The organism is Colwellia sp. Bg11-28, from assembly GCF_002836245.1.
In the GTDB taxonomy this organism is placed as follows: Bacteria; Pseudomonadota; Gammaproteobacteria; order Enterobacterales; family Alteromonadaceae; genus Colwellia; species Colwellia psychrerythraea_A.
This window is the reverse complement of the sequence record NZ_PJBA01000006.1, coordinates 1,745,329-1,771,636: the sequence shown is the minus strand read 5'-3', so window position 1 is coordinate 1,771,636 and position 26,308 is coordinate 1,745,329. Positions and strand designations below refer to the sequence as shown.

Here is a 26,308-nt window from a genome sequence, read left to right as displayed (position 1 = left end):
TGGAATATTAAGAGAGAACATTGTGAAAAACTATATAAATATATTAATTATCATACTAGCAGCCTTAGTTACTACAGCCTGTGGCTCAGATAAAACAAGTACTCAATCATCAGATAATGTAACAATAGACAAAAACGAGGATGATGACATAGGTATTGAGCATGAAGTTGTTAACTTGAATGAAGATACAGATAAAATAGTCAGAGTTGTGAATGTTGAATTAGAAGGACCGGTAAAAAACTCGATGATATCGGTCCAATCTCTTGACGGGTTTGAGTTATTACAATCAAATAGCACTGACGGAAACGGTCGTTATTCAATCGATGTGGAAAAGCTGAGCCATGCCATTCAACAAGAGTCTGATGAGATAATCTTTGTACGAATCGTCGCCTCTGGAGGGGAAGATACTGGTAATAAAAATGCCATAATAAAAGGGAGTTTATCAAGCCTGATATCAGTCCAGCAATTAACTACACTTGAATCGCATAACGTTAATTTACTCACTACGGGGGTATCAGATGTCATTGGGAAAATGATATCTGTGACCGCAAAAAAAATAGAACATGTTTCTTTTTTAATGGGCGTAGAAGACATTAATGGAGATCACAAGGTAAATATCGCAGACTTACATCTATATAAAATAGCAATCCATCAAAGTAGAGCCGAAAACTATTTTCGTCAACACCTCTTGCCTAATATAATGCAAGGCGATAACTCTGGCGTTGATAGTTTTGTAGTTCAAACAAAGCAACAAAATCCTACAGTGTTACCTGTTATTCAAAAAGATGAATCAACGCTGTTGATTAGCTTTACAGATGTAGCAGAAGGGAACTACATTCAATATGGTTATTTTACTCATGGCGAATTAGCATTTACCACCTATTTTAAACCAGATATATTAACCCTAAATAGGGACGGCATTCTTTATTACCAGGAGTGTAGTGGTATTAGTGAATGCTTTAAAATGCAGAGGATCCTTTTTGATGGCATCGATTATTTCCATGACTATCTTGAGTATGAAACGGCCCCTCAAGTGATTAATGATGATGTTATTTCCAGTCTAGAAAATAGCTTGTTAGCGACAACACAAAGTATTGCTAATCTAGACGAAAAAATAAAAGATCAAGAAGAAGACCTTAAAGCAATTGGATATTAGTAATTAATTTCACCGTTCTAACTGAAAAGGTAACGCTGGTTTGAGGCTGGATTTAGCTTAACCAGTCACTTCGGTGTTATCTTTTATTTACAATTTTTTCTGCTTTTTTAAAGTGCTATCAGAAGTTAAACCTGAATATAATCAATAGAATAAATGGAGAGTGGTATGAACGAAGGTGAGTATACGCCGAGGTTACTGGTTGAAAAAAGCTTTCTGGGTTTGTTTAGTACATGCTTTTTGGCCTTAGAAAAGTTAGACGTAACTGATACTGGTATTTGTTATCGAACGAAGAAAAATAAAGAATTGGGTTCAATTAGCGCTGAAAATATTAAAAGTGCCATTGGAGTTAAGACTTATAACCGATTAGAGGAGGTGCATAATAAGTATGCTTTACTAATAGAGGGCGCTATTTCTTCGGATGAAAAGGCTAAACTTCGAGACTTTAGCGCTCAAAGGGATGCTATAAACAATTTAAACCTAGAATGTAATAATCTAAAATTGACGGATGATGATAAAAAACATTTAAAGGCAGCTCGTCTCCAAAAGGAGTTATGGGAAGAACAACCTGTTGGAATCAGACGGGTGATAATAATGGTCGAGGAAAATAAGGCATTAAGCAATAATGACAAACTGATCGTTTATCAAGCCAATATAGAGAAAATTAAAGATAACAAAACTAAAAATATAATTGTAAGGATTATCCAAAGAGTTAAGCTAAGAGATGAATTACGCGAAGTGAAATGCAAAGTAAAACGCGAAAAACTTTCGATAAATTTAATAGAAAAAGAAATTAATCATTTAAAAAAGAAAACCAAACCTAGCACGTTAGTTGGTAAATCAAAAAGTGCACAACGCATTACTAATGCGTTGTATCAGCACATCAGAGAGGGTGTTGTAGAAACGACTGAAAGTAGGTATTACGTAGATTTAAAAAAAATCACTCGTGACATTAAATTTGAAACATGTCTTTCTGATGATGGCACTTTAAGAGACTTACTAAAAAGAGAAGAGTTAGCAAGTTTAGGAAAGAAGGTTATATCAGACATATCACTAGTAAATAGCCACGATGGCAATATCAATAAGAACTTAGAAGTCCCCGTACCGCTAGCAAAATCAATTGGTTTTTTATTTGTATTTATTTATTTAGCTCAAGATAAATTTGACAAAAGCATAGAAAACGAACTTGAACAGATCCATGGTGAACAGCGCAATAACGTTCGAAAAGTATTTTGGCATAGTGATCAGGCTAAAGCTGTGAATGGAGTTCGTTCTTCTTTTGATTACCCGTGGAATAATAATCAAAATAATTTAAACCCTAATGCGATTTCAGGGGTAATTAACGGAGTGTATTATCTGACAAAGTTGTTCGATATTGGTGAATTTTCGTATGAGCCTCGTACGCTTAATATACGCCTTTCTGGCTTCTATAAAAGCTTAGTGAAAAAAACAGATTTAAATACGCTAAACCATAATAGAGAAATGAATGTTATTAGCGATGTTTTTTTAGCTCGATTTTGTGAAATAAAATATCCTAATTTGGCTGTTGACTTTTTCGAAATTAAGAAAAAAAATTCCAAGTTACTGGATGCAAGATCTTATTTATGTTGGTGGTTCAATAATATCTTTGGTAGTCCTAAATCGAGTAAGCAAGTAATTAAACAATTTAAAGATAATAAAGAGCAAGCACATTATTGGGGGCCAGAATTTACCAAAAGTATCGAAAACTTATACTTATCTGAAAATAATACTTCAAGTGCAGATTTTTCTAGTAGTTATTTGAATAAAGCTGTCTTTCATCACAGTGTTCTTTGTCGACAGAATAAAATAAATAGTTTATTGGGCTTAGAAAAAACAATCGGCTTACCATTAAAAAGGTTGAGACAAGATGGGTATTCTAAATATATATTTGATTCTTTAGATTCTTTAAAAAATTACCAATTGATCGATGGTACAACACTGTCGACTCAAGAAATAGAAAAGTTAGAAGATAACGAATTTATCGTACCTATTCTTGAATACTGTCAACATGATAAAAAAGAAATTATTAAATATTATCAATTTCATAAGATAGAACATAGGAGTGATAGGGTTCAAGGTAAATCAAATTCGGAAGATCGCATTATAAAGTTAAATTATAAAATTAATGAACCAGAGTTAGACCTTGTTATGCTGAATGCTATCGGTGAAATGGAAGATTTTTTTTGTTTTGGCGCGCAATTACAGTCGAAACATGGCGTACTACATAACGTGTATCAAACTATGCACGCTGAGCATAAAATTCTCAGTGAGCTTAATAGTCTTGTGGGACTCCTTGTCGAACAGTGTAATAAGGAAGCCATAGTTTTTTTACTCAATGCGGAAGTACTCAATACCAGAACACGTGAAATATTTAATGCCTTTTTTGCTTCAGGAGAAAACAGGGCATCTGAAAGTGAAAATTTTATTGTTAATGCAAAAAAATATAAAAAAGAATTTAAAGGATATCTCGAGAACAATTTTGAAAAATCTGAACAACACCAAAATGGTAATCATAAATATTATCACCTAAAAAATATCGAAACAAACATAGAGCTTGATAGCTTTTTACTTGCTTTGAAATCCTTTAGTCAATACAAACAAGAAACTGAAGATAAGGTAACTAAAAAGCCTTATTTACAATCTGTGAAAAAGGATTTTACCAATATGCCTTTGACAGCTAGCCAGAAAAAAAATTACAGAGGTTATACATGAAAAAGTATTTAGAAAACATCATCGTTATTCTTGGGTATACGCAAGTAAGATCTCTCACTAAACGCCTTGCTGACGAAAACAATGAACTCTTTAATTGGCGTGTAGAGTGGAATAGGACATTTATACAAAGAATAACGGAAGTTACTTCAATTGATGAAATTGAGCTCCTAGTTGAATTTGCTGAAGAGCATAACGTTGGCATATCGGTAATTACTCCAAACTATGACCGAAATTTTGGTGAGATGTATATCCCTTTTCCCGCAGACCGAACCCATTTTTATTTTTATTCAGAATCGACTGAGAAGGTAACGCAAATGTTAACAGCGCCCTCAATAAACTGTTTGGATAGCTGGACTAGTGCGGTATTTAAAGGAGATATTTATCAGCTTAAAAATAATGAATACATCTCACCTAATGAAGAGCTTCTTAGTGTATTGCGTGATAGCTTTGATGAATGGACCAAACAATATATTGAAACAGACTCACAAGTCGTTGAAGATTTTATATATCCACTGCCAATGGTTAATCAAAGTCCACTGCTAGTGAATAAAAAATGCCCTCTAGTAACTTATAACATAAGAACAGAAGAGTGGATGGGAGTTGCAGGCCTAGAACCTATATATCAATATATGGACAATAATATTTCCCAAAGATTATTCACTGAAGTCAGAACTGCTGCACAAAGTGAATCAAATACAAAACAGTGGTTTGAAGAAGGCATACATATAGGTTATTTGGAAATAAGGTTCTGTGGTAATACAAAGGAGCCTAAAGATTTTGAATGTGAGATCAAACCAAGAACAAAACTTTATACACATGAAAAAAAGAAATATAGACACCTAGATGCGGACGAAATAAAAAGTAAAATAGATTTATTTAATGATAGTTCAATGAGAAATTTTAGGGCATTCGTGGATGATAAAGTAGGATTAGAACAGCTTATCATTCGGGTTGGTGGTTTGGTTATTTTCAAAGGTTTCATTGATCATGTTAATGAAACCGAACTGATGTACGTTGGTGAATGTAAGCTAGACATAAAATTAATTGGCGATATTCATATAGGGTTTCGCAAAAAAGCAGCTATTGAAATGTAATTATTAATAATACTCGCTCATGTTCTTTTAAGCACTAGGGTGAATATGACTGCAATAGTTATGGATATTAGACTGGAATATTTAAACGATAACAACTCAGGGTCTCCAGCTGAAATTTAACCGCTTACTGAGTTTAAAATATGTGATTGAAACGCTAACTTAATAATCTATTGGTAACTTATATGACTAAGACTACAGAACATAAATCTACTAACTTCTATTTTCCGTTAGTTGGAGAAGTGGGGGGAAAGTCAATTTGTCATATCAAATTTGATACTGCCGATATAGGTTCAAATGACGCTACAGTAGGACGTTGCGAAGTATTTAATCGTCGTTCTAACCCTATATGCGATAAAGTGGCTACCGATAAGGCTGGCACTCTCGCTTTCTCTATTTTAAACCAAACTATGACCAGTACTGCCTATGTTAGGCAGTTTAAAGGCCCCAAAAAAAATAATAATAGCGGGGATAGTTATGATTTAACAAATGCATTAGCCTGCTTTGATAGTCTGTTGCACGATAAGGCACATAAACAGCGTTTAGATTTTTTATCTTTTGATGATAATTTTCATGTCTATGCTACAGGCGAAATAGCCGATACTGGTGTTATGAAAAACGTATGTGGATTGAATGAGAAGTTAATTAATATAAAAGCTCACATTACACATGAAACTATTCCCCCCGAAAAAGTGTTTGTATGTGTAACCCAAGCAAGTATCGATGCAGAAGAAGAAAAAGACAAAAACTCAATTCAAAAGGCCATTAATAATCTTAAGCTTGCAGGTGTTAGGTTTATAGGAACGTCATCAAGTGAAAATAACGAGCTGTTTTTCAATATTGCTGAACAGCTTTATTCTGAAATTTATGGAAAAGAAAACATAGATAGTATTATCAATCCTGATTATCAGCCCTTTCCTGGCTTAAATGCTTGGTCCTATAATCAAAGAGGCTTCTACAAGACCTTTGATTGCGAACCTACGTATAATTATATCCAAAAGGTTGAGGATGCATGGGTTAAGCCTGAGGGGTTCATATACCAATGCCCGATTATAGTTTCAGGGCCAACGGGAGCTGGTAAAAGCTCATTTATCTCCGCAAGTATCGTACCAAGGATCGAGAAGGCTCACTGGGAGGGAGGTGAAAGTTTTGCTTTTTCAATAATTTCAGTTAGAAGTTTACTCTCGGAAAAAGAAAAAGACTTAATCAGTGTAATAGGGTTAATACAAGAAAATATCGCCAATGACTTAAAACTTGTAGAAACAGGTAAAGAGAGCAACTCTCAAGAGGTTGCTCATTGTATATGTTTAGATCAATTTGAAAGTTTCTTTAACTTAATTGATTTAAATAACTTTGACGAAGAGAAACAAGCGCTTACTAACTTTATTGCTCAATTGTATAAGAATTATCCAAAACTTCATTTTTTAATTGGCTGCCGCCATGAATTCAAAAGTTATGTCAATGCTATTGTAAATGGAATAGGTGAACGCTCCCTTGAAAATTATACGAACAAACTGATAGATGACGTTGAGTATATCGACATTGACTCAAAAGTTAATAATACAGATTACTGGAAAGGATTGTTTGCCAAACTAACACAAGGCTTTAACTTTGAAGGAAACCTTAAAGAACGAATCGAGTTTGATTTTTGTGCAGTTCAATCACTGCCTGCTATCTCCTTCTTTTTTTTAAAGTTATTTGAAGCGGCACAAACAACTAAAGATAAAGCTCATCCGCATGAGCTTTATATCACCCAAGACATTTATGACACATTAGCAGGGTTTGATAAAAAAAATACCAACGCCTGTGATTATGAAGAAGAGCAGCGAAGAAGAAGTGCCATTGAGCATTGTTTAATTACCAGTGCCGATGAAATACTGGAAGATTTTTTCAGTGAACAGCAATTCACACTCGAGTCATCTCAAGGAAAGTTATTACTTTATCAATTTTTTTATTTATTGGTACACACAGTAAAGTACGACGTAGGCGGAGCTGAAATATTAATTGCTAAACCGGCCCAAGCTTTTCATCTTCATCAAGCCGGCCCTGATTTAAAAAAGCTATTAGAACATTTTGTTGATAAACACATCGTCAAAAAAGTTAAGATTGCTTCACAAGAGCCAAACGAAGATCAATATGGTTATGAACTACTACATGAGTCATTAATAAAATGGCCTAGAGTTACTGCATGGCATACTAAGTGGGGAGAACTTAAAGAGTGGTGCATAGCTAATGAGCAATTCGCCGATAATTGGGAACAAGAGCAAAGTAAAACTACCAAAAGAAATAGTTTGTTAAAAGGTAATCAGCTGGAGGTTGCTTCTTTTTACCTGAACAAGTATTCAGAGTTGCTTTCACCAGCAGTCATATCGTTTGTTTCTGCCTCTATTAAAAGTGATAAAAAGAGCAAGAAAATTAAACGGTATAAAAATATACTTTATATTCTTCTGGTACCTGTTGTAATTTTCATTGCAATATTCGTTTTTCAGAGGGAAAAAATAATAGTCCTCGATCGTAATAATGATTTAGCACAAATTGAACTAGCACAACAGCAGGCTAATATAGCAGGGCTTAAACAAGAACAGGCAGAGAAGTTAACTGAGCAAAAATCATCTGATGAAAAACACTGTAGAGCCTTGTTATACCAGTTAAAAGCGGTTGAATCGGAAGGTAAAGGGTACAAAGAACAAGCAAGGCATGCGGCAATTTTGGCTTTAGCTAATGCAGGACCTAATAGTAAAATGGAAGGCGCAAAGAAAGTGTTATCTAAATTGGGCTTGAAGTCTAGTTTATTAGATTCTAACCGAAAGAAATTTTTTGCAGCTGATGGAGTATTGTCAGTTGAAAATAACGTGATTGCTGCTGCCCGCTTTGATAACACAATCGCTTTATATGATAGTAAGTTAAAACTTATATCTGAGCTCGAGGGGCATCAGTCTAGTATTATACAGCTCGTACTTCACCCTACGAAGTCGGCACTATTATTATCAATTGATACTAGCGGTGAGCTCAGACAATGGGACCTAACACGTGGCTCTAATATTATTATTGCCAACGTTGGGCGACAAGTATCCCAGAAACCTATCATTAAAATTAACGGTAATAGCCTGACCTTGTTTACGAATGAAGTTACATATAAGTGGCTACTCTCATCTACCAAGCCTAAATTAATAACTGAGCTTGAAACGCCTAAGGTAAGTTATTTTACAGCGTCGAGTGATGGTAAATATTGGTTGGGAAATGATGGGGGTGGTCAGTATGTTGTATATAATAGCAAACTTAAAAAAGTGATTTATCAGTTTACGCCAGATGAGCCACTAACCTCTAACATAGTGTTTGCAGGAGGCGAACAGTTAGCCTATGCCATTAAAGAGCAATTAATATTTGAGGATTTTGAATCGTCTAATCGTACTGTACTTAAGTGCCCCAACAAAAGAAAAAATTGGGAGGTATGTGATGAATCTAATATTGTTAAATTAAAGCCCGGCAAGGTAAAAGGATCAGTTATTTGGTTCGATGAAAAGAATGATTTTGGCAGCACGAACGTAGCCAGCAGAGAGTCAAAATTTCTAGTTAATTTACATTCAATACCTGTTTCGGATTTTATTATTGATGGTGAGTCGCTATACACTATTAATGATAGTGGAGCTGCTTTTGTTCATCAAATATCTAGCCCAGATAAATCAAAGAATTCTTCATATAGCTATCAGAAAAAAGTAGTTAGTAAATCACCTAATCAAAAGTATTTAGCCGTGGCTAAAGGTGGTTCTGATGTTGAAGCTTGGGATTTGACTAATGGTCATTTTTATACATTGCCTGGTAAAAAAGGTACTGATGTTTATCGAGTGACAGCGACGAATAACGGGGTTGTTGTTATGTATAGATCTAGAGCTATTGTTCATTGGGATTTTTTGGCTCATAAAGTGGACGAAATTCCTCTTGAAAAACTACCTAAAGCATTTGGGAGGCACTCTTTCTCCCCAGATGGGCAGTATTATGTGATTTTTGAATCAGCTACAAATAAAATCCACATAACTAATTTACATAGCTGGAAATATGACGTTTATTCTGCGGAGGAACTTTCATTTGATGGTGATGTTATAGATAAAACTGTCAGCTTTAGCAAAAATGAGCAGTATATGGCTTTTCAGGCAACAGATAAGTCTTGGTATCAATATAGCTTTTCTAATAAAAAAATGAATAAATTGTTTAGTCCTGGAAAAAATGTGAGTCTCGTTACGTATTCCTATGATGCAGATTTAATGGCTATTAATTACCAAGACAATGAATCGAGTTACTTAGCTGTTGTGAAAGATGAAGAGTTTTTGGTAAAAAAAGAGTTACCTAATCGTGCGACTGTTAGATCCAATTCTCCTATAGAATTCAGTGCTAAAAACAATTATCTCATTGGATCTTTTAATCACGGAGGTCTACTTAAATGGGATATAAAAAATAATCGCCTTATTGAGCATACCTTGAAAGGACATGCTTATTTTTCCTTATTACCTCGTAGTATGATTGTTGCTATTGACCGCGAACATATATCAATGCATAAATTTGACGATAGTCCTATTGAACAAGACTACCGTGGTAGGCCTTATAACCAAGGTTTACGTTATGGTCAAACCTTAATGCATCAGCCTAGTAGTGTAGATGAAAATCAGCTTAATACTTTTCAAGGGCGAACAGTACTCGAAGTTTTAACATATCGAGGTTCAAGAAAATATAAATTAAAGCAAATGTTATTTGCTGGTAGTAAACAGCTAATTCCAGTAATCGAGAATGTTGCGTTAAAGCAATCAGTTGAAATTGATACTGGACCACTGAAAGGTGAAGAGCTGAAGCAAGTTGTTGTTACATACAATGGGAAACATGCTTTTTTACTCTATGAAAAGGGTTATGTTGTTTATAGTTATGAAACAAAAAATACAAAATATTATAAAGATAAGCGAATGTTAGATAGTTATTTTGCTACAGAGGGTAATATTTTAACCTCAATAGACGACCAATATATTATTTTAGCTACACCAGGTACCAGTAGTCGTTTTGTTATAGTGGACTTGTTTAGTCCAGAAAAGCTGATTTACCCAGGTGGTAAAACAATCATTTCAGGAAGTAAAATAGCGCTAAGCTATTATCAGCAAAAGCTTGCTATATTACATAAATACCCGAAAGGTAAAGAAAAGCCTAAATCTACAATATTTTTAAAGTCCTTGGAAACGGGCAACACCGAATTATTGGAAATAGAAGAAAATATTCAGCGAGCTTGGTTATCTAAAGACGGTAACTATCTGCAAACTAAACAAAGCACAGGCGAGAGTGATCCTATTTATTTAAAAACATACTTTATGAATAAACAGCAATGGAAGCAGTTAGCTGCTGAATACCAAGCAAGAAGTAATAAACATTTTCAAGGTGATGAGCTTGAATATAAACTAAAAACCATGCGTACAGTTGACTTTAAACCACTTAACTTACCCACTTTGGTTCCTCATTATTAGATGTTGCATTATATATTTAACGATGAATGTTAAAGGGTTAAGTGGTAAATCACTTGGGATGAATACGCACATTTGCTCGTAGGGGTCACCATACCTGAACCTTTTATGCCAGCTAGATCTCTGACCTACTTTCCAATTACTGGCAGTGCTACGGTATGCAGGGCTTTACTGCCAGAACCAAAAAAACTACCATTGGCACACCAAATAATCGATTACGTGGTTGCTCTTGCTAATCGTTCATCAATGAATGAATCTCTGCTGTTTTTAATATGCAAGACAGTTATTAGGCATTAGTTAAGTATTAACTATCTATATTGTTAACTCGCTTCGCTATTGATATTAATCAAAAAATACAAAACCGAAAAGCCACATATACTCTCCCTACATAATTAAACCTCGATTCGAATTGGCTAAAATTAAATTGAGGTTTCTTTGGAAATATCTTTTTATAAATTTTAGTCAATTAAGATTCGTTACCTTTATTTTGCGTTGCAACAAAATGCAATGTTTTTATTAATATTTGGTTCGGGGATTGATGATGAAAACTTTAGTGTTAACACCTTCTTATCCACCTAATAAACAAGGTGGTATCGATAAAGTGGTTTTTGAATTTGCTAAACAAGCAAAATTAAACGGCCATGCAATGACTGTTATTTCTTTTCAATACAATGCTAATACTGATATTTATACGAGAGTTTGTGTTGATACTGGATTTGAAATCGTTGAAATTAAGCAGGAGTCAAACAAGGTAGAAACTTTAGTTGACTGGAATTGTGAAAATTTCCTTAGCGACCTAATTGAGTTAATTGCTTATAAAGAGTTTGATTGCATAGTTTGCCACGACTGGTTTCTATCTGAATTGGCAATTGCACTCTGTAACAAATTAGGTATCCCCCTTATTAGTTTTATTCATGCTTTTAAGTATGAAGAGTATCAAGGGAAATTAAATGCTGAACGACTAGCTATCCATGAGCGTCAAGTTCAAATGATGAAGAGCTCAAGTCGAGTTATTTGTTTAGCTGAAAACGTTAAACGCTCTATTTCGCCATTTATTAATCAAGATATTCCTATAGATGTTATTCGTTGCGGTATGAGTAAACCTCACGGGCTGTCCTCTATCGCCCCATCTAGTTCACCAATAACCTACTACTACCACGGCCGATTCACTGATGACAAAAACGTTATGGGCTTGTTAGAAAGCTTCAGTATGTTGTCAGACAATACTCAGTTGGTTATGCGAGGGCAGGGGAAACGTGAGAGTGATATGCGAAAGTTTATTCAAAACCATGATCTTGCGCACCGCATCAAATTACTGCCTTGGTGTAAAGACGCTAATGTTATTAGTAAAGATATACAAAGTAGTGATGTGTATGTATTGGCAAGTCAATATGAACCTCTAGGTCTGTCGTTGATGGAGTCCATTGAATTAGGAGTACCCGCAGTTATGCCTGATTGCTATGGGCCTAACGAAATTTTTAATGCTTTAAAGTCTGGTTGGCAGTTTTCACCTCGTTCTGGCTGTACTAGTTTAACTAATGCATTAAAGAAAGCGGCTGCAGAAGTAAGACCTATGCGTATTCGAACGTTAGTCAACCGATGGCAGTGTTTTAGCCTGTTTAGTTGGCATTCTGGCTATACAAATTTTTTCAATTTAACTACCACTACCACTACAATACAAGGAAAAAAATCATGTCAAAAAGCTGGTTAGAAAATAAATCCTCAAAACATATTCTAAATAAATCTGTGTTTGAGGAATATGGCGGTAAGGCTATGGGATTAAAAGCGTTAGATTGGTTGGCTTTAGAGTTATCCAGTTTGACTGTTCCTCTAGCTCTTGTCGTTAAGTATTCGCCAGATGTTGATGAGTTTTTGCAGAATTGCCTGGATGTAATCCCTAGTTACCATTTTGGTGTTCAGGCAAAATTTTCTGTTAAAACATCGACAACGATTGATGACTTCTCAATTATGTCAGCACGGGGAAAAAATAGTTCGAATGGCAAATCGTTGTATCTAAATATCAACTCATTAAGGCAGTGTCATCAAGAGTTGGTTTACCATGAGGAAGATAAAGTTATAGCTATTATTTTTCAGGCGTTTGTTTCTGAAGAGCAATTTTTCATTCTTCATTATGACGGCGAAGGTATTTTGTTTGAGTTGGTTTTGGATAGAAATACATTTTTATATAGGTTTAATGAAAACGGAAATCTTGAGTACTTTCAGTCGACAAGTGAAAGTAGTACTAAATTGGGACAGAGTTTTATTTCTAACATACAGAGCTTTATCCCTACATTAAAGCAAGCTAAAGCTATGCTAGGATTTGAGTTTAATGTCGAAGGATTTATCGCGAATAACTCTATTTATTTGATTCAGCTACGTCCTATTCCTTTAGATTTTAATTATTATCAAATGGGTAATTCTGAATATAGTATTTACTCGCCTAATGTAATAAAAACTAATTTTGTTTTTGGTCAATTTGAAGAAACCATAGCAGCAGATGAATTTATTGATGTGGATAGCCTTCACATAGATAAAAAAGTTACTTCATTAGCTCCTTTGGTGTTTGTCAATAAAACAACAAAGCTTCCATTACAGTTCGACGTTATAAAACAACGTGTTGAAAAAGGCTTAGTGACAACCGTTATAAACACCCACACTGGTTTTTTATTATCACATTCTAAGCAACATATTCCTGTACTTGAACATCGTAATTATTTTCGATGTTTTAGTATTAGTCCCAGTGATTTACAACATTTGAGACAATTTAAAGTTGTTTCAAATGGTTATCAAGCAATTATATTATCGAGGTAAAGATATGACTATTTTAAATAAATCTATTAACCCCTATGGTGAACCAGAAGCGGCCTTGATGGGAAGTTGGCCTTGGGGTGCAACTTGGGAGTTATATACAGGGGGTACTCGACCAAGCGGTGCCTCCACAACATCAGCTATTTGTTTACTGTTTTGTGAATCGGGCTTAGTCTTAACTAAAACGATTAAAGGTGGCTGGGAGTTTACTGGCGGTCGCTGTGAAATGTTTAAAAAGGACGATTTTGAACATGCTTACGAAACTATTGTTAGAGAAGTGAGCGAAGAATCAGGTGCAAAGTTGCTTTGGTTTAAAGAAGTTGGGGCAAAGGTTATATATAACCCACCAGGTAAAGTTTGTATTAATTCTGAATCTGGATTGCCGTTTCCATCTATAGGATTTCAAGAATATTTTATCGGTTGGTGTGATACACCAACCGATAAGCCATATGGGGAAGAGGTTCTTGACTCGAAAGTTGTGGGTTTAGCCGATATAGGTCATGAGCTTTTTTCCGAGCTGCATGAACCAGAAGAGCTGATCATTTTAATAAATTACTTTACTGCTAATACTTTTAAAAATGGCAACTATTTACCTGAGGCTCTGAAGGCTTTTTGGGCGAGTAATGAACATTATTTTATTCAATTGTCGGAGGTTTATAACTATGGATAATTTACTCTCTTTAATTACTAATGGTTTTTGTGTGTTGGAACAAGTGATAGAACCCAATTATGTTTCAAAGCTAAAGGAAGTTGCATTGAAACTACAAAACACAGAAGTTGCCGCTAATGATTCTAAAACCGCATTTTATGATACCAGCAGTAAGATATTTAATGATACATCAATGCTTCATGACACCGTTGAATGTGTATTGAAAAGGTATTTTGGCGGGAAGTTTTTATTAAACCGCTCTTGGTTAAGAAGCTCTTATGCTGGTTATAAAGGAAGTAATTGGCACCAAGACGCAAGTGTAAATATTATACCGTGTCCTATTATAGTGGCTATACCGCTGTCAGATACTAATAATACTAATGGAGCATTGCGTGTTGTACCACGAACACAAACATTACCTCACCCGTGTTTTAATGATAAACGCTATGACGCTGAAGTAATTTTAAATTCAACTGTTGGAGATGTTATTTTGTTCCAAAGTGCACTTTGGCATCGTGGTGGCTCTAATGAAACAAACCGAAATCGCGATATGGTTTTTACTGAGTTTAAGTCATGTGAGTCACTAACGGCTGAATTCGACCATATGATTTATCAATCATTTCAAGTGCCTTTGAATAATTGATTATATTTTTTTTAAAGAGGAATTTGGCAATTGGTTAGTATTTAGGCTGGCCCGTTGCCTAAATAACGGCATTTTATTTTGCAGATGTTTGAGGTGCTAATTAAATTAATTCTCTTAAAAAATATAAAACGAAAATTCAAATATTTATTTCACTTATGATAATTACTTTACAACTCATCATTATAAGGTCTTATTGTGAATTACGTGATTGTTGATGGTCAAAATATAGCTATATCAGTACTTAGAAAATTTGCAGGAACCTTTCCTGAGGACATGACATTTTTTAACTCTCTAGCTCGACTACTGGAAGAAAAAATTAACTATTTAGGAGAGGTTTTAAAAAAAACCATTGTCATAGATCTAATCAAATTCCCGCGGTTAGAAAAAAGCTTTCTTCAGTTAGGCTGGGATGTCGTTCACCGCTCTACAAGTGAAGAATTTAATCCCCATAGCGATGATTTTTGCTTCTTAGCGGAATCTTTATATGCTGCAGCCCAACCTGACTGTCTTAACGTTATTCTAGGAACAGGAGACGGCGAACTCGGACGAGCAACCATCGATTACATCTATAAAATGGGTAAAGAGCCCATAATTATTGCAGTTGATAACTCATTATCATTAATGTTAAGAAATAGGGTAAATAATTGCATAATACTTTCGGACAAGGACCTCACAAATCACTTCATTTCGGAACCTTCTATTAATAGTCTGTTAAGTAGTAGCGATAAGAGGGCTGAAGTAAATCAAAACTTATTAAAGGTTGAACGATATATAGAAAATAATAAAAAACCTGTAAGTAGTATATTTCTTGGTGTCTATATGATTTCTAATCAAATACATTATCAAGGTCAAGGAAAGAGCAACTTAAAGAAATGGCTAAGTCAATCCAAATACTTGCAAATAACCCCAAGTGAATCTAAACAAAATGAATATTTTGTGAGTTATATTAAGCCAAGCTTTTTGTAGCTTAATGGTGTTTTTTAATTGTCATGTTTTGCATATGGTTAAGTGATTATGCTTTTTTTAGCTTTTTCAATAGCTGAATCTTATCTTCTTCACTTAATTTGTCGATTAAACAATTTAATTCGGCTGAAAGGTCAGATTCACAGAAAAAATAAGCTAAAGGGACTCCTAGCTCATCAGCCATCCTTTTTAATGTTAATACATCAGGCGTATGTCGACCTTTTTCGTAGTGATTCATTCTGCTACTGGCTGAACTTTCATCCAAGCCAATCCTAATGCCCAACTCTTTTTGAGAAATATTTTTCTTAACTCTAGCGCTCTTGATGCGGTTAGGAATTGGGTTAATCGAAATTTCCAATGAATCATCTTAATAAAGTACCTTGAATACTTAGATTTTCTAAGTTTATTAGATTATTGTATACTTAGGAATCCTAAGTGCAAGGATGGCTATATAAAACCGGTAGTATTTTGAGTATGAATATGAGCAACTTAAATGAAAGTATTTACGTGCTGTTAGCGCAAAGAAGAATAAATAACTTTTCAATTAGTGAATTGAAAAATGCCTATATGGTTGAATTTACTGACTACAAAACTGAAATTGAAGCTAGAACATTTATTTATAGACAAGTTTACAAATTAGTAAATGATGGTTATTTAATTAAAAACGGTACTAAATACACAAGAAATATCAGATATCATCATTCAGAAAAATTTAAAAATATATTTTTAATGGGTGAGTGTAAAGAGAATAGAGAAGATACTAATGAAGTCGATTTTAAATTTGTATTAGAAAGTAAGCTTGTAGAATATAAGGAGCTTTTAGTTGTTAGCACAGCAGAGACTGAAGAGTATGAAAGGTGCGTGAATCAATACCCACAGCTTTTAAATACTTTAAAGCTAAAACTAAATTTAGCTAAACATAAACGGTCTCAATTTATAGGGAAAATCGCAGCGATTGAAAATATTATAAATTCATAAAAACTTTATAATCAATTATTGATTGATCACATTAAGGTACGAATTAGTACCTTAATTAATTCTCATCTTCGAATAACTCTACTTAAATTTTCTTATTGTAATACATTGTATTAATGTGCTGATTTAAAGCGATTTAAGTCCAATTAAATTGACAATTACTGACAACTCCTGCATTTTGTTCATAGCATCTTAATATGCATTTATTTTAAAGCTTCCTCATAACCCTAAAAGGGGTCGGTGAGTATTTGAAACTTACTAAAAAGACAGCATACCGCTTAGCTGCTGATAAAAAACTTCCAGGTTTCAAAATTTGAGGTAGTTGGAGGTTTAAAACAGTAGATTTAGAAGCGTGGATAGAAAAGTAGAAGGACAAGGAATGATACCTAGTTATAAACAATTTATGAGGCCTTTTCTAGAAATAGCAAAAGAAGCATTAATTGTAGCAGTTTAGATTTGAGCTAAATTCTTTAGGAAATTATTTTTCTGATTCAATATTTTGCATCACCTTACTAAAAATAGACATTACACTAGGATTGCTTTGACCAATACTTACAATCTTTTGAATAAAGGTTTGTAGGTAGCCAATTTCATCTTTTGCCACTTTTAGTTCTGCCTCTAGCTGAATCACTTTTTCAGCTAAATCAATATCCTTTTGAAGATAGAAAAGAAGCTCGGTTTTGTCAGAAGAAACAGGTTGCCCTTTGAGTAAGAATTTTTTCTCTTTGTATTCATTTTTGATATTGATATATTTATCGAGCGTTTGTCGAGAGGTAGTGATCGCAAGGCTAGATTCAATTTTGGTTACCAATAATTCCCAAGTGAGCTTTCCTTTCCAGCTTCTAATTAAGGCTTGAATGGATATTTGCTGGTCTATATCTAATGATTTAATTGCCATGTGTATTTCCTTATATTGTCCCTAAAAAGCCTAAAAAATTATTTTTAGCCGAATCGTTAGCTGGTTTAGCTTTTGCTTCTATAGCAGCTTGAAGTGCCTCTTTTGAATTAGGTAGCGATAGTTTATTTTCAGTCACTGTCTTGGTCTTTAAATCAGTAATTCGCATGACATTTGAGCGTGTTAAAAATCGTACAATACTCCCTTCTTTGATGGATTTATCAGAAAGTACCTCAATCAAGTTTTTTATCATGGAAGTATTCTTGTAATGTGTCTCATACCACTCCTGCATTCCTGAACTTGTTTCAAAGTTAATAGCTCCCTGAACTTGTTCTAAATTGTGCATTTGGACCTGTAAGTCTTTCTTTAATAATTCAATGGCTTTGCTGTCGTGTGCAATGTGACATGAAGATGGGCACAAAGCGCATTGCGTCATAAATTCGGTCATGTAAGTACAAGGTGATAGTGTTAAGTTTTGAACGCAAAACCCAGTTTCATGTACGAATGTTGGGCTTAAATTGTCTGTTGCAGCATCATATTGCTGCTTGCTCTGTAGGCGCATGCCGACCTTTTCTTGCACCTCTTCCTCAGCTTCCTCAGCTTCCTCATGATAGAGGATATCACTAATTACAGAAGAATTTTGTGCATCTGTCGTGTGGATGTAGGTCAGAGTTTGCTCTGCACACTTTCGACCTGACAACATAGTTATGAGTTGGTGGGGTAACCCTTTTTTAGCCAAGTAATCATTTTGCCAATGTCGCAATTGATGTGGTGTGATGGCAAAATTCGATGAAAATCCATGTCTCTCAAAAATGGATTTGACTGTCTTTCCATTATTTCTTTTGCAATCACTAGCAAAGATGTTTCCTAATGAAGCGATAGGTTTCAATATAAAGGGTGAGCCAGTTTGACTGTTTAATTGATAATCTGTATAGGTAAATAAGGCATTCTCATAGTCCACACGCTTTCTATATGTTTTGTTATATCCAGTGATATTGTATTGGTTCATTGCAATGGTGTGATTTTGAAACTCAGCAACGGTCAATTCTTTTTTCCCTGCGGTAAATTTTTCAGATTGCTGCTTACTTATCCAATTTGAACCTGTCAGAGAGCGTGCGTATGGGCAGTGGCTCATGAAAATGAGCTTATCAAATGCAGATAATTCCACGATGGGTTTAATGAATATAGGGAATTGGTTACCACTTGATACACCAATAGCTCCCTTGGTATCTGCTGTGACTCTCATACATTTATCTGTGCCATCGAAAAAGTCAAGTAGAAGCCCAAGATGTATCAGGTTTGTAGGCTTGTTCATTGCTGGTATGAGCGCAGTCATATTTTCTGTGCTTGGCTGAAAATCACCAAGTACGTCTTTTAAGGCTAAGGAAGGCTTCATGTAGAATCGTGCTAACGCTCTTGCTGGCTCCGTTGTCATCGCCGTGTACTGCAATGCTCTATCGATACTTTCAGCCATTTCAGCATTAATATGGTTTTGATAATCTTTAAACCCTTTTGAGCCACGCCAGTTCAGGTAGTAAACCGTTTTATCTTTTCCATCTACTTCTTCAGTGTGGCTTTGTAGGCGCTGCTTAGTTAACAGAATCTGCTCTGCTGCGACTCGGTTGGGGGATGCCATTGCCAGTGCTGCCATCGTGCAGGTGAAGCTATCTCTATGATGTTGCGTTACGTGTATTAGTGCTTGCCAAGTGCTTATGTCACTTTTGTCGTCTATATTTACGTAAGGCGGAATAATATCTTTAAAGATAGCTCCCAACGCCAGTAGCGCTTTTTCATCAGGGATCTTGCTTTGCTCAGCTTCCAATGCATCATCACCACTTTTGCTTCTTATGATATTTACTGTTTTTGTGATTGACGGGCTACAACTGGCAGGAATCATTTTATGTTGATGCAGCCAGGCGAAAAAAAAGGAGAGCGGAGCGCTATACTTCATGCTATCTATGGCAGCCTGAGTTTCATCGAGACTGGCAGAGGAAACATTATCATCAAGTGCAGATAGAAACCGTTTGGCAGTGCTGACTTTTTCTTTTTTATGGCCATTGGTTGTTTTTTCTTTTAACACATCGAGCGTGTAGGCAATGAGCAAATGATGTGTTTTTGCATCTAATCTATCGTCCTGCGTTAACGTGGAGCCAAATCTAGCATTGGGTTGATTTTGGTTGTTGAATAAGAAATTAACTTTAATACCTTGTGAATTCGTGAAGGTGATAGCAATATCCACCCACGTTGCTTGCTCACTCTTTTGATTGGTGAAACCCGTTAAAGGCTGTTTCTGTTTTTCTGTCACGTAAGCACGTTGGTTTGCTATATAGCGGTTCAATGTGTTCATTTATCACATCCGAGCTTTAGTGTGTTTCTTTCTTCGCAAACCGCTATGGTTGCCTTTATGTAAACAATCACCGTCTGTAGTCGCTTCACGGTGGCAGGGTGTCCAGATTGGCTATTGATAGCCAGTTTTTGTTCCGCTTTGTCAAGATACTGCTGGTGTTTAGCAGTTTCCAGTGGCCTAAAGTTGTCACACGGATAACACGCCATTGGTGCGCCTCCTTTTGACTGGCAGCTAGAGCAGTTAGCAGGGTTGAGCTTATGCCCAATTTCTTCTTCGAAGGGACTTTTGATGCTAAAATCACTGTGCTTCTGCAACTCTTTAATCGATGTATTATCAAAGCGCTGGATGATGCTATTTCCTGCGTAAGCTTGGTCTATTTTGACTCGCTCTTGAGCCTTTAGGTCTAAATAAGGCATGATTGCTTCAATTGTAACCCCTGTGATTGCTGCAATTTGTGCAGGGCTTAATCCTATCCACATTGCCAGTGTTAACTGTGTATGTCGCCACCGATTATTACTGAGTTTCAATGGCTTACTGGGTGATCTGTCACTCTTTACATTGAGCTTTGAGTTAAATAAATAGGCGATACTTTTTCCGAGCGAGTCTGGGGTTTGATGATGCGCTTTTGATGTGTCACTCACCGTGCTTAACAGTTCTGATTTTGAATGAAACTCAGAGGAAAATAAACTTAGGTCTGGCAGCAGAGGGAAGCGCCTCATTAGCTCTTTCACTTCTTCATCTGTTAGGGTGATATTGTGTTGGTACAGTGAATGGCAGAGGTAAATTTCATAGGCTTGGTAGTATCTTAATAATAATTCTGATAAGTCAGGGCTTAAGCGATGTGAGCGTGATTCTGCATTACCACGAAACTGACCATCTTTGCCTTTGAAGGTTCGAAGGTGAAATTGCTCAACATCTGAAAAGAGATGTTGCGTAACAGGTTGCCAATCTCGGTCACTTTCTTTATGGGACTTAAATTCTTGACCAACGCGTAAAAGGTCACACCATTTGATTTGTACGAGTTGAGTAGGTCGTCTTACTATCGCGACCATTAACTGACATGCAATAACATTTCTTAAGCGTATAAAGGACTTACGCTGTAGCATTTTACCCTCCAAAGCCTGTAAAGTCTCAATTCGTAGCGCCTCTAACAAATTGTTATGCTCTACGTCACTGTAAGCGCCTGTTTTATCATCAAGGATGCCTGTTATTTTATTCTTGTTACCTAAAATTTCATCTTTTACGAACTCATACAGAGGTCCAAGTACTGTCGACTGGTACCCCTCGCTGCGCCTAGAAAAGAAGCTTAATGTAGCCCTGATTCTCTTCTTATGGTCATCAAGGGTTAACCACCATGCCTTAAACGCATAAACATTGAGATGGTTAATGATAATCTTTAGGGTAGAGGCATAACCCCTGATTGAACTAAAAACAGAATGCTTGATTGCATGCGCTATTACCAACCTTAAATCAATAAAGGTTTCCATATCCAACTCATTCATCCAATCCAGATATAGAGTTTCTTTGTATCCGACTACCCACTCGTCGGAGAGAAAATCAAAGGAGTACCCCTCTGTTTTCCCTGAAAAATATCGCTGTTCTTTGTACTCTTTTTTTAGAGTCGCTAGCTGATTTTTATTCATGATTACCTCTGAGGTTGGGCACTGATTTACTTTGGTTTTTCGATGAAATTTCAGCGACAGTGACTGCTAACTGGAACTCGTTGTAGACCGATGCCATAGCCGAGTCTTCAACCCAGCCCATTGCGTACTTACGCAAATCTTCAATTTTCTCTGGCGTGAAGCCTTTTGCTTTCGCCTTGTCCTCAAATACCTCGTTCCATTTATGTCGCAATTTGTGAGGGTGCAATTCGAGGTTGATGGTATAGCCAAATTTTTTCACTATTTTGTGCATAGACTTGTAAGTTAAAGGCTGACCTGATGTTTGTCCTTTCTCTGATATGAAGACAAAATCATGCTCGTGAACATTCGGATAGGTTGCTCTTACGGTTGATATATATAGCTTGATGAGCTTCATTAAATCTGACGAAATAGATACGGACAGCGCTTTGGTTTTGTTGGACGCAGGGTCTAACCTTGTATCGCTTGGGTCATTTGGTGTTCGAGTGATAAGAAATCTTGGATTCCCCCAATCATCTACAAGATCGCTGATTTTTAGTTTCAAAAGCGCACCGATACGCACCCCTGAATCAATTAGGGTTTGCATGATGATCTGGTTTCTTAACTTACTAGATTTGAACGGGTTATCAGATGAACTTTCCTTGATTATCTCAAGTAAACGGAAGAATTTATCAGCAGGGATAGCCGACTCAAAGGCATCCTTTGTTATTGTGTTGTTATTTCTAGTGCTTGAAATAAATGAGTTAATATAAAGTGTGAACTTATTAAATTGGTCATCAGTTTTTACTTTTTGATTGCTAGGTGCTTGGTCATAGTGGTGGCAAATATACAGATACACGATATAAGCCCTCAAGCGAATTAGGAGTTGGCTAAAAGTATGCGTAGACACTTGTGGGCAGCTATTGGCTGTCGCATGAATAGCATCTCTAATACGTTTGTCAGAAATACTAGTTACACTTGAATTCTCTTGGGGAGATTCCTGATTGGCATAAAACTTACACGCTCGAACAAAGCCATCGACTTCCTCTCGTGAAAAGAACTCTCCACTCGCTACACGCTTAACAAGATCAATACCATTGAGATCAAAGTGGCAATAAAGCCGTTTTAACTCGTAAGCATATTTCTTGAGTGTGAAAAAAGCAGGTGCTTGGGCAGTATTTCTTCCTTTGCCTTCAGATAATGGCGAGTTGTGATTTCCATTCAGATAAGCATTGAGATACAAGCAAGCAGGAAAGACGCCGTTACGGACAACTAGAGGGAATGGGTGCCCCGCAGTATCTCTATAAATCTTCACTTGCACTTTATTGCTTGATTTATTCATTACATAGTTAAAGGTTGGTTATTTGTTTATCTATCATAAGTTGTAGGGTATATTATGTAAAGGCAAAAAAAAGACTCAATCAAGAGTCTCTAGTGGTGCTTAGGTTTTATTAGATTTATTTCTTTACATTTTCTTTTGGTGGAGAGTACTCACATAAATCTTCAATGATACAAGAGCCACACTTTGGTTTTTTGGCTGTGCAGGTGTAACGCCCATGCAATATGAACCAATGGTGTAAGTTAAACATAAACTCTGTTTTTTTTGGTGTTAGTTTTATGATATTTGCTTCAACCTGATCTACGGTTTTACCTGGGGCATATTTAGTTCGGTTAGCAAGTCTATATATATGAGTATCTACCGCTAAAAAGTAGTTACCTTCATTATCTTTTAACCAGCCAAAAGCAGTGTTCAAAACCACATTAGCCGTTTTACGTCCAACGCCGGGCAGTGCTTCTAGTGCGGCTCTATTTTCTGGTACTTCACCACCATGTAAATCGACCAACATTTGACACGTTTTAATGGTGTTTTGTGCCTTGGTATTAAATAAACCAATAGTCTTTATGTAGCTTTTTAACCCATCGAGGCCAAGATCTAAAATGGCTTGAGGCGTATTGGCAACAGGGTAAAGTTTGGCAGTCGCTTTATTAACCCCAACATCAGTTGATTGGGCTGAGAGTAGAACGGCAATGAGCAATTCAAACGGGCTAGAAAAGTTTAGTTCTGTGGTTGGCTCTGGATTCTCGTCTCGCAGCCGAGTTAACATTTCTATGCGTTTTTCTTTATTCATGGCCTGACTCTTTTATTTTATCTTATATGCAAAGCTCTAGATATAAGGTCTAATATGTGAGCCATATCGAAGCTTAAACTTTAGAGTTATTTTATTGTTAACGTATATATCGTTATTAATCTTTAATAATGTTTAAGATTAAGAGTCAAAATTTACTCGAACTCTCTCTATTACTTGTTCAGTATCAACTGCTTTTTTGGATTTTATATGGCTATCAATAGCATTTTTAAGTGCAATTAAAATCCCCATGGCGATAAAGGCGCCGGGGGGTAAAATAGCTAATAAAAATTGACTATCGAGTTGCATTACTTCAATTCGAAGGACACTAGCCCAGTCGCCAAGTAATAAATTTGCACCATCAAAAAGTGTTCCTTGCCCAAGGATTTCTCTTATTACACCGAGTAAAATTAAGATAATGGCAAAGCCTGATCCCATCATTAACCCATCAAAGGCTGATTGTTTGATTGGGTTTTTTGATGCGTAGGCTTCAGCTCGACCAATAATGGCGCAGTTAGTCACGATTAACGGGAGAAATATCCCTAATGATTGATAGATGCCGTAAGTAAAGGCATTCATTAGCAATTGTACGCAAGTTACAAAGGCAGCAATAATCAAAACAAAAATGGGTATACGAATTTCTTTAGGTACCCAGTGACGTATTGCTGACACGGTAATATTGGAACAGATGAGTACTAACATGGTGGCAAGGCCAAGACCTAATGCATTGGTCACGGTTGATGTTACGGCCAGTAGAGGACATAAACCAAGCAGTTGCACTAAGCCAGGGTTGTTCTTCCATAAACCTTGTATGGCTAGTTCTTTATACTCTGCCTTACGTTCAGCTTTAAGTACTGCCGCAGCTTCTTGCTCATCAGTGTTGTCAGTAATATCAGCGTCATTACTATTTGGTGGTGCTATTTCATTGCTCATTAGCAGCCTCGCTAATTGGTGATATCGATTTAGTTGTTGATAAGGCTTCGCCACAGGCATTTGGACGAGGTATTAAACTGCCTTTGTGTTGGTTAAAGTAATTTAGCGTGCTTTTAACGCCTTTTACTACAGCACGCGGCGTAATGGTCGCCCCAGTAAATTGATCAAACATGCCGTTATCTTTAGTAACTGCCCAGCGACTATCATCTTCTGAAAGTATTCGTTTGCCGGTAAAGCTCTTGATCCAATCACTTTTTCTAATTTCTATTTTATCACCTAAACCTGGGGTTTCTTGGTGCTTGAGCACTCGAACACCACTGACTGAACCGTCATTGTTAATAGCCATAATAAAATCAATATTACCATTATAGCCTTGTGGCGCGGTACTAGTTATAGCAACGGCAACAACTTGTCCTGCTTTTCTCGCAATATAGGCGGTTTTAACTTTATTTGAGCCGAGTTCAGGCGCACTCATCATAATGCAATCATTGGCGATGTCGTTGTCATAACGACTTGGTTCAATAATGCTATGCAATGTTCTTAATAGCTGTTGTTGTTCCTGAACTTTAATGCGATCTTTAGTCAGTTCACTGACTAAACTAACTGCTAAAGTACAAGCAATAGCAAAGAGCGCAAGAATTTTGGTGTTTTTAGAGATGGCAATAGTCAGTGGTGACTTTACCGAATTATCTACGCTAGTTTTATCATTATTATTTTCTGAACTTTCAGGCTCAGATTTCCCTTGTGACGAGTCAGTGTTATCAGACATCACTTATCTCCCTTCAAATGACCATAGGTGCGAGGACGAGTGTACTGATCTATCAAGGGTGCAGACATATTACAAAGTAAAATAGCAAAAGCAACACCATCAGGATAACCACCTGAAGTGCGGATTAAATAAACCAATAAGCCAGCAAGTAGACCTACAATGATACGTCCTTTATTACTGGTAGCACCGGTAACAGGGTCTGTCAGAATAAAAAATGCACCTAGCATGGTTGCACCAGAAAACCAGTGGAACATAGTAGAAGCGCTGCTGTCTGGGCTGATGCTATAGCCGATAAAAGAGCAGATAAATAAGCTTAATAAAAAGCTTATCGGGGTTTGCCAAGCAATAGCTTTTCTTGAAATAAGAAATAGTCCACCTAACAGAAATCCAGCATTTACCCACTCCCAACCTAAGGCAAGGTTTTCACCAAAAATCGGATTTTTAATGCTTTCAAGGACAGTTAAGCCTAGACCTGTGTTAGTTTTTAACGTATCAAGCGGTGTTGCCATCGTAATACCGTCAATGCTGGTGCGTACTTGTTCTACTGAATAACCTTCAACGGTAAACCCCGTTAATATTGTTGTTAATGTATTAGTAAAGTTTAGATCCACAGCTACTAATGTTAGTGGCGGTTGCCAGAGTGTCATTTGTAAAGGGAAAGATACTAATAACATGACATACCCAGCCATGGCAGGGTTAAATGGGTTATGGCCAAGTCCGCCGTAAAGCTGCTTAACAATGACAATAGCAAACATTGTTCCAATAACGGTGATCCACCACGGCGCTAATGCCGGTAAACAGATGCCGAGTAACAAAGCTGTTAAGAGTGCACTACCATCAAATAATTCATGGGAAATAGGCTTTTTACGCAATGACAGTACGGTAAATTCACAAATAATCGCGGTTGTCATGGCTAAGCCAATGTGAATTAAATTTCCCCAACCAAAAAAGTACCACTGGGCTAAAACGCCAGGTAGGGTCGCGTATATCACCAAACGCATTAAGTTAGGTGTTTTCGTGTGGTTATGGTTATGTGGTGAACTTGCTATCCAAAATGCCATTAATTATGTCGACTCGTCGGGTTGTTTCGCTGATAAATTTCTATT

The 26,308-nt window shown here is 36.2% G+C and carries 19 protein-coding genes; 10 read left to right on the top strand and 9 right to left on the bottom strand.

The window, feature by feature from the left end; all coding sequences use genetic code 11:
- The first annotated feature begins 22 nt into the window (after window positions 1-22).
- The 9 genes from CXF79_RS14925 (at window position 23) to CXF79_RS14885 (ending at window position 15,541) form a co-directional block, all read left to right on the top strand.
- Window positions 23-1,156, top strand: coding sequence for a hypothetical protein (locus CXF79_RS14925; protein WP_101155874.1), 1,134 nt, complete (start codon window positions 23-25; stop codon window positions 1,154-1,156).
- A 165-nt stretch (window positions 1,157-1,321) separates the two neighbouring features.
- Window positions 1,322-3,886: a hypothetical protein gene (locus tag CXF79_RS14920; protein WP_101155872.1), complete on the top strand. Its 2,565-nt coding sequence runs from the start codon at window positions 1,322-1,324 to the stop codon at window positions 3,884-3,886.
- On the top strand, window positions 3,883-4,980 hold the full coding sequence (locus tag CXF79_RS14915; protein WP_101155870.1) for a hypothetical protein: 1,098 nt from the start codon (window positions 3,883-3,885) through the stop codon (window positions 4,978-4,980). The genes CXF79_RS14920 and CXF79_RS14915 overlap by 4 nt, the downstream gene beginning before the upstream one ends.
- A 182-nt stretch (window positions 4,981-5,162) precedes the next feature.
- On the top strand, window positions 5,163-10,478 hold the full coding sequence (locus CXF79_RS14910; RefSeq protein ID WP_101155868.1) for an nSTAND1 domain-containing NTPase: 5,316 nt from the start codon (window positions 5,163-5,165) through the stop codon (window positions 10,476-10,478).
- Window positions 10,479-11,016: 538 nt separating this feature from the next.
- Window positions 11,017-12,186: a glycosyltransferase family 4 protein gene (locus tag CXF79_RS14905; RefSeq protein ID WP_198560068.1), complete on the top strand. Its 1,170-nt coding sequence runs from the start codon at window positions 11,017-11,019 to the stop codon at window positions 12,184-12,186.
- Window positions 12,168-13,286: a hypothetical protein gene (locus CXF79_RS14900; RefSeq protein ID WP_101155864.1), complete on the top strand. Its 1,119-nt coding sequence runs from the start codon at window positions 12,168-12,170 to the stop codon at window positions 13,284-13,286. Before CXF79_RS14905 ends, CXF79_RS14900 begins: the two co-directional genes overlap by 19 nt.
- Before the next feature lie 4 nt (window positions 13,287-13,290).
- Window positions 13,291-13,953, top strand: coding sequence for a hypothetical protein (locus tag CXF79_RS14895; RefSeq protein WP_157825886.1), 663 nt, complete (start codon window positions 13,291-13,293; stop codon window positions 13,951-13,953).
- The gene (locus CXF79_RS14890) at window positions 13,946-14,575 is read left to right on the top strand and encodes a phytanoyl-CoA dioxygenase family protein (protein WP_157825885.1); all 630 of its coding nucleotides are present in this window, start codon (window positions 13,946-13,948) and stop codon (window positions 14,573-14,575) included. Before CXF79_RS14895 ends, CXF79_RS14890 begins: the two co-directional genes overlap by 8 nt.
- Window positions 14,576-14,770: 195 nt before the next feature.
- Window positions 14,771-15,541, top strand: coding sequence for a hypothetical protein (locus tag CXF79_RS14885; protein WP_101155858.1), 771 nt, complete (start codon window positions 14,771-14,773; stop codon window positions 15,539-15,541).
- Between the two features lie 46 nt (window positions 15,542-15,587).
- Here the strand turns inward: CXF79_RS14885 and CXF79_RS14880 are convergent, their stop codons facing one another.
- A complete protein-coding gene (locus CXF79_RS14880; protein WP_101156360.1) occupies window positions 15,588-15,890 on the bottom strand; it encodes a helix-turn-helix domain-containing protein in 303 nt (100 codons plus the stop codon).
- Window positions 15,891-15,973: 83 nt separating this feature from the next.
- Here CXF79_RS14880 and CXF79_RS14875 point away from each other — a divergent pair, with 83 nt between their 5' ends.
- On the top strand, window positions 15,974-16,516 hold the full coding sequence (locus CXF79_RS14875; protein ID WP_101155856.1) for a hypothetical protein: 543 nt from the start codon (window positions 15,974-15,976) through the stop codon (window positions 16,514-16,516).
- Between the two features lie 475 nt (window positions 16,517-16,991).
- Here the strand turns inward: CXF79_RS14875 and CXF79_RS14865 are convergent, their stop codons facing one another.
- The 8 genes from CXF79_RS14865 to rsxD all read right to left on the bottom strand — a co-directional run bounded on the left by CXF79_RS14865 (window position 16,992) and on the right by rsxD (window position 26,263).
- Window positions 16,992-17,411, bottom strand: coding sequence for a hypothetical protein (locus CXF79_RS14865; protein WP_101155854.1), 420 nt, complete (start codon window positions 17,409-17,411; stop codon window positions 16,992-16,994).
- Between the two features lie 10 nt (window positions 17,412-17,421).
- Window positions 17,422-19,755 (bottom strand): hypothetical protein, encoded by a 2,334-nt coding sequence (locus tag CXF79_RS14860; protein ID WP_101155850.1) that lies wholly within the window; start codon window positions 19,753-19,755, stop codon window positions 17,422-17,424.
- Entirely contained in the window at window positions 19,752-21,398 is a 1,647-nt protein-coding gene (locus CXF79_RS14855) for a hypothetical protein (protein WP_101155848.1), read from the bottom strand. Before CXF79_RS14855 ends, CXF79_RS14860 begins: the two co-directional genes overlap by 4 nt.
- Window positions 21,391-22,716: a site-specific integrase gene (locus CXF79_RS14850; protein WP_101155846.1), complete on the bottom strand. Its 1,326-nt coding sequence runs from the start codon at window positions 22,714-22,716 to the stop codon at window positions 21,391-21,393. Before CXF79_RS14850 ends, CXF79_RS14855 begins: the two co-directional genes overlap by 8 nt.
- A 115-nt stretch (window positions 22,717-22,831) precedes the next feature.
- On the bottom strand, window positions 22,832-23,503 hold the full coding sequence (gene nth, locus CXF79_RS14845) for an endonuclease III (RefSeq protein ID WP_101155844.1): 672 nt from the start codon (window positions 23,501-23,503) through the stop codon (window positions 22,832-22,834).
- Window positions 23,504-23,641: 138 nt separating this feature from the next.
- Window positions 23,642-24,433 carry an electron transport complex subunit E gene (locus tag CXF79_RS14840; RefSeq protein WP_232769189.1) on the bottom strand — a complete coding sequence of 264 codons (792 nt, stop codon included), beginning with the start codon at window positions 24,431-24,433 and terminating at the stop codon, window positions 23,642-23,644.
- Window positions 24,423-25,202, bottom strand: coding sequence for an electron transport complex subunit RsxG (rsxG, locus tag CXF79_RS14835; RefSeq protein ID WP_198560067.1), 780 nt, complete (start codon window positions 25,200-25,202; stop codon window positions 24,423-24,425). The genes CXF79_RS14840 and rsxG overlap by 11 nt, the downstream gene beginning before the upstream one ends.
- Window positions 25,202-26,263 (bottom strand): electron transport complex subunit RsxD, encoded by a 1,062-nt coding sequence (gene rsxD / locus CXF79_RS14830; RefSeq protein WP_011043015.1) that lies wholly within the window; start codon window positions 26,261-26,263, stop codon window positions 25,202-25,204. Before rsxD ends, rsxG begins: the two co-directional genes overlap by 1 nt.
- Window positions 26,264-26,308 lie beyond the last annotated feature (45 nt).